The sequence below is a fragment of the Actinosynnema sp. genome, from assembly GCF_052038725.1.
In genome coordinates, this window is record NZ_JBQGCX010001040.1 from 1 (window position 1) to 8,400 (window position 8,400).

General features: G+C 73.5%; 11 protein-coding genes. 9 read left to right on the forward strand and 2 right to left on the reverse strand.

Going from position 1 to position 8,400, the window contains the following annotated elements; all coding sequences use genetic code 11:
* Window positions 1–62: 62 nt before the first annotated feature.
* From rsmD to mutM, 8 genes are all read left to right on the forward strand, one after another.
* Window positions 63–629 carry a 16S rRNA (guanine(966)-N(2))-methyltransferase RsmD gene (gene rsmD / locus ACTUAL_RS21960; RefSeq protein ID WP_440901565.1) on the forward strand — a complete coding sequence of 189 codons (567 nt, stop codon included), beginning with the start codon at window positions 63–65 and terminating at the stop codon, window positions 627–629.
* Window positions 630–681: 52 nt separating this feature from the next.
* A complete protein-coding gene (gene coaD, locus ACTUAL_RS21965) occupies window positions 682–1,164 on the forward strand; it encodes a pantetheine-phosphate adenylyltransferase (protein WP_440901566.1) in 483 nt (160 codons plus the stop codon).
* 122 nt (window positions 1,165–1,286) lie between these two features.
* Window positions 1,287–2,003 carry a DivIVA domain-containing protein gene (locus tag ACTUAL_RS21970; protein ID WP_096496629.1) on the forward strand — a complete coding sequence of 239 codons (717 nt, stop codon included), beginning with the start codon at window positions 1,287–1,289 and terminating at the stop codon, window positions 2,001–2,003.
* Between the two features lie 118 nt (window positions 2,004–2,121).
* Window positions 2,122–2,709, forward strand: coding sequence for a YceD family protein (locus ACTUAL_RS21975; protein ID WP_096496628.1), 588 nt, complete (start codon window positions 2,122–2,124; stop codon window positions 2,707–2,709).
* Between the two features lie 2 nt (window positions 2,710–2,711).
* Entirely contained in the window at window positions 2,712–2,894 is a 183-nt protein-coding gene (rpmF, locus tag ACTUAL_RS21980) for a 50S ribosomal protein L32 (RefSeq protein ID WP_015804658.1), read from the forward strand.
* 27 nt (window positions 2,895–2,921) lie between these two features.
* Window positions 2,922–3,698: a ribonuclease III gene (gene rnc / locus ACTUAL_RS21985; protein WP_096496627.1), complete on the forward strand. Its 777-nt coding sequence runs from the start codon at window positions 2,922–2,924 to the stop codon at window positions 3,696–3,698.
* Between the two features lie 34 nt (window positions 3,699–3,732).
* Window positions 3,733–3,984: a hypothetical protein gene (locus ACTUAL_RS21990; protein WP_440901567.1), complete on the forward strand. Its 252-nt coding sequence runs from the start codon at window positions 3,733–3,735 to the stop codon at window positions 3,982–3,984.
* A gap of 9 nt (window positions 3,985–3,993) precedes the next feature.
* Window positions 3,994–4,869: a bifunctional DNA-formamidopyrimidine glycosylase/DNA-(apurinic or apyrimidinic site) lyase gene (gene mutM / locus ACTUAL_RS21995; RefSeq protein ID WP_440901568.1), complete on the forward strand. Its 876-nt coding sequence runs from the start codon at window positions 3,994–3,996 to the stop codon at window positions 4,867–4,869.
* Between the two features lie 332 nt (window positions 4,870–5,201).
* Here mutM and ACTUAL_RS22000 read toward each other — a convergent pair whose 3' ends face one another.
* Window positions 5,202–5,630: a MarR family winged helix-turn-helix transcriptional regulator gene (locus tag ACTUAL_RS22000; protein WP_440901569.1), complete on the reverse strand. Its 429-nt coding sequence runs from the start codon at window positions 5,628–5,630 to the stop codon at window positions 5,202–5,204.
* Window positions 5,631–5,949: 319 nt separating this feature from the next.
* On the opposite strand from ACTUAL_RS22000, the gene ACTUAL_RS22005 reads away from it, so the two are divergent.
* Entirely contained in the window at window positions 5,950–6,630 is a 681-nt protein-coding gene (locus ACTUAL_RS22005) for a response regulator (protein WP_096496624.1), read from the forward strand.
* 103 nt (window positions 6,631–6,733) lie between these two features.
* Here ACTUAL_RS22005 and ACTUAL_RS22010 read toward each other — a convergent pair whose 3' ends face one another.
* Window positions 6,734–7,855 carry an NAD(P)/FAD-dependent oxidoreductase gene (locus tag ACTUAL_RS22010; protein WP_440901570.1) on the reverse strand — a complete coding sequence of 374 codons (1,122 nt, stop codon included), beginning with the start codon at window positions 7,853–7,855 and terminating at the stop codon, window positions 6,734–6,736.
* Between the last annotated feature and the right edge of the window lie 545 nt (window positions 7,856–8,400).

The window sequence follows — 8,400 nt, forward strand, 5'->3', positions numbered from 1 at the left end:
CGCCGCGTCGTCCCGCGAACCCGGCGGGACGGCGCGGCGGGGCCGTTTGGAAAACTCCCCCCGTGACCAGGATCGTCGCGGGCGCGGCGGGCGGACGCCGCCTGCAGGTGCCGCCCAAGGGCACCCGCCCCACCTCCGACCGCGTCCGGGAAGCCCTCTTCAGCTCGCTGGAGACCTTCCTCGACCTGGACGGCGCGCACGTCCTCGACCTCTACGCCGGGTCCGGCGCGCTCGGCTTCGAGGCCCTGTCCAGGGGCGCGGCGACCGCGACCTTCGTCGAGTCCGACCGCCGCGCCGCCGACGTCCTGCGCGCGAACGCCGCCGCTCTCCGCCTGCCCGGCGCGACCGTCCTGCACCGCCCGGCCGAGGCGGTCGTCGCCGCCCCGCCGGAGCGCCCGTGCGACGTCGTCCTCGCCGACCCCCCCTACGCCGTCACGGACGAGCAGCTCGACCGCGTCCTCGCCGACCTGGTCGCGAACGGCTGGACCGCGCCCGGAACCCTCCTGGTGGTCGAGCGCGCGTCCCGCAGCCCCGAACCCGTCTGGCCGAGCCCGTTGGAACCGTTGCGCGGCAAGCGATACGGGGACACCGCACTGCACTGGGCCGAACACCCGCAGGCGCGCGGGTGACGCATCCCACGACGCCCCTGGGCGCATCGGCACTGGTGCTACCGTCCCGCCCATGACGCGTGCCGTGTGCCCCGGCTCCTACGACCCGGCCACCAACGGACACCTGGACATCATCGGCAGAGCCGCCGGGCTCTTCGACGAGATCGTCGTCTCGGTGCTCATCAACAAGAGCAAGAAGACGCTGTTCTCGGTCGAGGAGCGCACCGAGATGCTCCGCGAGGTCACCGCGCAGTGGCCGAACGTGCGGGTCGACTCCTGGCACGGCCTGCTGGTCGACTACTGCCGGGAGAACGACATCCAGGCCATCGTGAAGGGCCTGCGCGCGGTCAGCGACTACGACTACGAGCTGCAGATGGCCCAGATGAACCACCAGCTCACCGGTGTCGAGACCCTGTTCATGCCGACGAACCCCATCTACAGCTTCCTGGCCAGCTCGCTGGTGAAGGACGTCGCCAACTACGGCGGCGACGTCTCCACCCTGCTCCCGCCCAGCATCCTGACCAGGCTCACCCAGCGCCTCGCCGAGCGCCGCTGACCCGGCGGGCCCGCCCGCCGGACCCGCTCGGGTGCGGACACGCCCGACCGCGCTCCCCCTCGCCCGGTGACGGGCAGGGCACACTAGGTTGAGCACATCGGCAGTGGCGCGAGGAGTGTGACGTGTACCGGGTGTTCGAGGCCCTCGACGAGCTGGTCACGATCGTCGAAGAGGCGCGGGGCGTGCCCATGACCTCGGGGTGCGTGGTCCCCAGGGGCGACGTGCTCGAACTGCTCGACGACGTCCGCGACGCCATCCCGGCGGAGCTGGACGACGCGCAGGACGTGCTCGACCACCGCGACGAGCTCGTCGGCAAGGCGCAGCACGAGGCCGACCAGGCCACCAGCAAGGCCCGCTCCGAGGCGGACCGGATGCTCGCCGAGGCGCAGCACGAGGCCGAGCGGATGCTGTCCGAGGCCAGCGCGCGCGCCGAGCGCCTGGTCGCCGAGGCGGAGGAGCAGGCCGAGCGGGCCGTCGCCGCCGGGCGCCAGGAGTACGAGGACCTGGTGGGCCGGGCGCACTCCGAGGCGGACCGGATGGTCCAGGCCGGGCGCGCCAACTACGAGCGCGCGATCGAGGAGGGGCGGGCCGAGCAGGCCCGGCTGGTCGACCAGACCGAGGTCGTGCAGGCCGCGCACGTCGAGTCCGCGCGCGTCATGGAGGCCGCCCAGGCGGAGGCGATGCGGCTGCGCGGTGAGTGCGACGCGTACGTCGACGGCAAGCTCGCCGACTTCGAGGACCTGCTCGCGCACACCCTGCGCAGCGTCGGCAAGGGGCGCTCGCACCTGCGCGGCCCGGCCGTCGCCAGCGCGACCGCGCCCTACGACTACCAGGACTAGCACCGCCCCGACCTGCCGATTTCGCCACGGCCCCGGTTGTCCCGTACTCTTGAGCGGTTGGCCGTGGCAGATCGCCCGGCAGCCACCAGCACCACCGAGCTCGACACACCGAATCACCATGCCTGAACACAGCCGCGCGCACGCGCGTTCCACAGCACCAGGGCCCTGGGTCATCGACACCAGGGACCTCGGGCGTCGCGCGGGCTCCAGCCGCGCCTACCGCAGGACGGTTCCGGCTGAAGGTCTCGGTCTGCTCGGTGTGATCGCGGTGCCCGAGGGCGGCGAGGTCGAGCTCGACCTCCTGCTCGAATCGGTGGTCGAGGGCGTCCTCGTCACGGGCACCGCTTCCACGACGGTGGAGGGGGAGTGCTCGCGCTGCCTCGACCCGCTGTCGTCAGACGTCCAGGTGGGGCTGACGGAGCTGTACGCGTACCCCGACAGCACCACCGACGAGACCACCGAGGAGGACGAGGTCAGCCGGGTCCACGACGACCTGATCGACCTCGAACCCGTGGTGCGCGACGCCCTCGTGCTCGCGCTGCCGCAGGTGCCGCTGTGCTCGCCGGACTGCCTCGGGCTGTGCGTCGACTGCGGCGGCAGGCTGGCAGATCTCGGCCCCGACCACGGGCATGAGACGATTGACCCCCGGTGGGCCGCGCTGCAGGCGCGGTTCGACGGGAATCGTGACAATCCAGAGGAGAACTAGTCGTGGCCGTCCCGAAGCGGAAGATGTCGCGCTCGAACACGCGCTCGCGCCGCGCTCAGTGGAAGACCGCCGCCGTGCACCTGGTGGCCTGCTCCAACAAGGCCTGCCGCCAGCCGAAGCCCCAGCACGTGGCCTGCCCGACCTGCGGTCAGTACGACGGCCGCCAGGTCGTCCAGCCGGCCTGATCTCCCTGGCGAAGGTAGTACGGCACCATGGGGGGTAGGTCGTCGCGCGGTCGATCCGTCGACCGCACCCCGCTGCTTGAAGCGCTCGGCGTCCCCCTGGACGCCGAGCTGCTCACGCTCGCCCTGACCCACCGCTCGTACGCGTACGAGAACGGCGGCCTGCCGCCGAACGAGCGGTTGGAGTTCCTGGGCGACGCGGTGCTCGGGCTCGTCGTGACGGACCACCTGTACCGCGCGCACCCCGACCGCCCCGAGGGGCAGTTGGCGAAGCTGCGGGCCAGCGTGGTCAACATGCACGCGCTCGCGGGCGTCGCCCGCGGGCTCGGCGCGGACGGGCTCGGCGGTCACCTGCTGCTCGGCCGCGGCGAGGAGCTCACCGGGGGCAGGGACAAGGCGAGCATTCTCGCCGACGGCCTCGAAGCCGTCATCGGAGCGGTGTACCTGCAGTTCGGGATAGACACCGCACGTCAACTGGTCCACCACCTGTTCGACCCGCTGCTGGCCGAGGCGCCGCTCCGGGGCGCGGGTCTGGACTGGAAGACCAGCTTGCAGGAGCTGACCGCCTCGTCAGGGCTGGGCGTCCCCGAGTACCGGGTGGACGACCAGGGGCCGGACCACCGCAAGGAGTTCACCGCGACGGTGTACGTCGGTGGCAAGCCCCACGGTTCAGGCGACGGCCGCACCAAGAAGGAAGCCGAGCAGAAGGCGGCCGAGGCCGCTTGGCGCGTCCTGTCCGACAAGGCAGACGACGGCGAGGACGCGGCCGACGGCGCGGAGCAGAACGGCCAGGGCTCGGCGAACTAGCGGACTTCACCCGACCAGGAAGACTGACGCCGACATGTACGCCACGAACGTCCGGAGCAGGCGCGCCCACCACCGCGGCCACACCTCCCGTCCGCTCAGCGCCGCCCGCAGCGGCGGCATCCAGGGCCTCGTCCTCGTGCGCGACACCGCGCAGGCGGGCGGCTGGATGCTCAAGCCGACGAAGCCGCAGGCCGCGGCCTTCGAACTGCTGGAGGAGCTGGAGCGCGAGGTCGCCACCCGCGCCGAGACCGCGGAGCACGCCGCCGCGGGCACCACCGAGGACTGATCACCGCACGTGCCCGAGCTGCCCGAAGTCGAAGTGGTCCGCCGAGGGCTGCACGAGCACGTCACCGGCCGCACCGTCGCCTCCGTCGAGGTGCTGCACGCCCGAGCGATCCGCCGCCACCTTCCGGGGGCGGCGGATTTCGCCGTTCGGCTGACCGGGCAGCGCATGGACGCGGCGCGCAGGCGCGGCAAGTACCTGTGGGTCGACCTGTCCGGCGGCGAGGCGGTGCTCGCGCACCTCGGGATGAGCGGGCAGATGCTCGTCCAGCCGGTCGGGGCGCCCGACGAGAAGCACCTGCGGGTCCGGGTCGTGTTCGAGGACGACGGCCCTGAGCTGCGGTTCGTGGACCAGCGGACGTTCGGCGGGCTCGCGCTGGACGAGCTGGTGGAGGTCGACGGGACCTGGCTGCCCCGGCAGGTCTCGCACATCGCCCGCGACCCGATGGACCCGGAGTTCGACGCCGACGCGGCCGTGCGGGCGCTGCGGTCGCGGAAGACGGACGTGAAGCGGGCGCTGCTCGACCAGACGCTCGTGTCCGGGGTCGGGAACATCTACGCCGACGAGTCGCTGTGGCGCGCCAGGCTGCACGGGCTGCGGCCCACGGCCAAGCTGACCACCGCCAAGACCGCCGAGCTGCTCGGGCACGCCACGCAGGTGATGCTGGAGGCGCTCGGGCAGGGCGGGACGTCGTTCGACGCGCTGTACGTCAACGTGAACGGGCAGTCGGGGTACTTCGACCGGTCGCTCGCGGTGTACGGGCAGGAGGACCGGCCGTGCGCGTGGTGCGGGACGGCGATCGTGCGGGAGCCGTTCATGAACCGCTCCTCGTACTCGTGCCCCCGGTGCCAGCCCCGGCCGAGGGACGCCAAGACCGCCGCCCGTTAGGGGAGTTCGCGGTTCGTCGGCGGCCCGATCGCCCGGTCGGCGCCCGCCTGATTCGATTCGGGAAATCCTTTTCCTTTTCTTCGTGCGGTTCTCCGTGCGCTTTCACATATTTCACTCTTTGGTGTGACGCACGGTTGAGTTAACCCGGATGAGGGACGCCGCCTCCCCGCAGGCGGCCCCACCTTCCCGCGCGCCCCCGTCCCCGGCGGGAGCGCCGCACCTGTCCGATCAGCCCGGCTGGTCCGCCCGACCCGGCGGGCGCGCGGGCCGCGCGGGCCCGGCCGGGCCCGGTGGGCGCGTGCGCCTCGGCGGCCTGGTCGGCCCCGTCGACGTCACCGGTCGGCGAGCCTGCGCAGCAGCGGCGTCACCGCGCGGACCCGGTGCTGCTCCTCCGGCGACAGCGCCGAGAGCCGCTCCGACAGCAGCTCGGCCTCGCCGTGCGCCATCGACAGCACCGTTTCCCGGCCCGCGCCGGTCAGCACCACGATCGTCGCCCTGCCGTCGGCCGGGTCGGCCTCGCGGCGGACGAGACCGTTCGACTCCAGGCCGGTCACCACGGTTGTCGCGGTCGGTGGGGAGCAGAGCGCGCGCACCGCGAGCTCGCCGAGGCGCCGCGGCCCGTGGTTCGACAGCTCGGCCAGCACCAGCAGCTGGGTCGGCTGGAGCCTGCGCACCGACGCCGACTGCCGCAGGCTCCGCACCAGGCGGTGCACCGCGACCACGAGTTGTAAGGCGTCCTGATTGGTCACACTGGCGGTCATGGAATGCCTCCCCGCGGCTCACCCACGGTGAGCACTTGTCCTAATCCGGTCAGGACATTCGCACTGAAGAAGGACCGATGTCCATAGCTACCAACTATTCACACCCGTATGTACTCGCCCTTATCCGCACCAGTGCGGCGAGACACCCGTCAATCTTGCGTAAATGCATCGTCTGAGTGCGTCAAGGTTCCGTCAATGCCACACTTTCGGGTGAGGTTGTCCGAGGAAGATCACATCGGCGTGGCGCCTTCACCCGAACGCGCACAATGGACGTGGGCAGGCGGACCGCGCGCCCACCCCGCCGCGCGAGGAGGGTCGCATGACGAAGGTGCTGGTGGTCGACGACGAGCCGCAGATCGTCCGGGCGCTCCGGATCAACCTGTCCGCCCGCGGCTACCAGGTGCTCACCGCCCACGACGGCGCCGCCGCGCTCAGGGCCGCCGCCGAGGGCAAGCCGGACGTGGTGGTGCTCGACCTCGGGCTGCCCGACGTCGACGGGACCGAGGTGATCGCCGGGCTGCGCGGGTGGACGACCGTGCCGATCATCGTGCTCTCCGCGCGCGTCGACTCGACCGACAAGGTCGAGGCGCTCGACGCGGGGGCCGACGACTACGTGACCAAGCCGTTCGGCATGGACGAGCTGCTGGCCAGGCTCCGCGCGGCCGTCCGCCGCTCCGCCGCGCCCGCCGACGCCGGCGAGGCGGTGGTGCGGACGGGGGCGTTCACGGTGGACCTGGTCGCGAAGAAGGTGCACCGGGAGGGCGCCGAGGTGCACCTGACGCCGACCGAGTGGGGGCTGCTGGAGGTGCTGGTGCGCAATCCGGGCAAGCTCGTCGCGCAGCGGCAGCTGCTGCAGGAGGTGTGGGGGCCCGCGTACGCCAAGGAGACCCACTACCTGCGGGTCTACCTGGCGCAGCTGCGGAGGAAGCTCGAGCCCGAGCCGTCCAGGCCCCGGCACCTGGTGACCGAACCGGGGATGGGGTACCGGTTCGAGCCCTGACCGGGTGTTCACCGGGGGGATTGGTGAACAACCCGGCGGGTGGGGCGGCCGGGTGCCTGCGCGCGGCGTCCGGCGGTGCCCGCGGGTGGTCGCGCCGGGGCCGTCAGGCTCCGCTGGGGAGGGTCGGGCGGCGCTGGAAGGCGACGGTGTAGGCGATGATCGCCTCCTTGGCCAGCGCCGCCGCGCGGCCGGTCAGGACCAGGTCGCGCGGGGTGTCGTCCGGGTGCGTGAACTGGAGCACGGCGTCGCGCCTGCCCAGGCTGACGCACTGGCCGACGTACCGGAAGCGGGTCGGGGTGGGCTCGGCGCCCGCCAGCTCCTGGGCCAGCGCCCGGATCGCGCGCTGGGCGTTCGGGCCCGCCGTCGCGCAGGCCATACGCATCTCCTGGCCGTCCGCCCTGCGCATCGCCGCCGCGTCGCCGACGCCGATCACCTCCGGGTGCGAGGTCGAGCGCATCGCGCCGTCGACCAGGAGCCTGCCCGAGGCGTCCACCGCCAGGCCCGACTCGCGGGCCAGCGGCGGCACCCGGAAGCCCGCCGTCCAGACGACCGCGTCCGCCGCCTCGCGCACCCCGTCGACCCGCACGCCCCGCGCGTCCACCGATTCGACCCGGCAGCCCTCCCGCACCCGCACGCCCAGCCGCGCGAACGCCCGGTGCAGGTGCCGCACCGCCTTCGGGGACAGGCCCGCGCCCACCGCGCCCGACGACAGCAGCGCCACGGAGTGCCCGGCCTCGGCCAGCTCGGCGGCGGTCTCCACGCCGGTCAGCCCGCCGCCGACGACCACGACGGACCTCCGGCCTGCCCGCGCCCCCGAGCCCCCGCCCGACAGGGCGCGGTGCAGGCGCTCGGCGGACTCGGCGTCGGCCACCGAGTGGGCGTGCTCGGCCACGCCCGGCGTCGACCCCAGGTCGGCGCCGCTGCCCAGGGCGTAGACCAGGCGGTCGTAGGGCAGCGCGCGGTCGCCCACGCGCACCTCGCGCGCCCCCAGGTCGATCGCCTCCGCCCGGCCCACGACCAGCTCGACGCCGGTCCCGGCCAGCAGGTCCCGCAGCGGGAGCCGCCGCTCGGGCCGGCCCGCAGCCAGCTGGTGCAGCCGGACCCGCTGCACGAAGCGGTCGCGCTCGTTGACGAGCGTCACCCGCGCGCCGGTCCACCGGGCCGCCAGCTTGGCCGCGGCCAGACCCGCGTAACCGGCCCCCAGCACCACAACTCGCTCGGACATCACCGTCTCCTCTCGACGTCGACCACGAGGCGTCAGCCACACGACGTCAGCCACGGGAGGAGCGAGACGGGGGCGCGAGAGGTGACAGTGAGCTCGGGCACAGCCCGCCCGGCCCCCGGAACCACCCCGCGCCCGCACCGGACGCCGTTCCGGCCGCCTCGTCGGCCCGCTGACGGGTTTCCGCGCGCCCGGACGGCCGGGGAGGCCGGAACGGGCTCCCCGAAGGGCTGCGGGGGAGCGGGGTGGAGTCCGACGCGGGCACGGCGGCGGGAGCGGGACCTCCGGGGGCGGGACGGCTCGGGTGTTGGTGGGCGGACAGGAGCGGCGACCGGGGTGGCCGGTGGACGACCGGGGTGGGGGCGGGGATCGGTGCGGCCGGACAGTGGCCGGTGGGTCGCGGGTGTGGCGGCCGAAGCGGCTGGGGCGACCGGTGCGGCTGGTGGGTGACCAGGGCGGGCCGGGCCGGGGATCGGTGCGGCTGGACAGCGGCGGGTGGGTCGCTGGTGCGGCGGCCGAAGCGGCTGGTGGATGACAGGGTCGGGCCG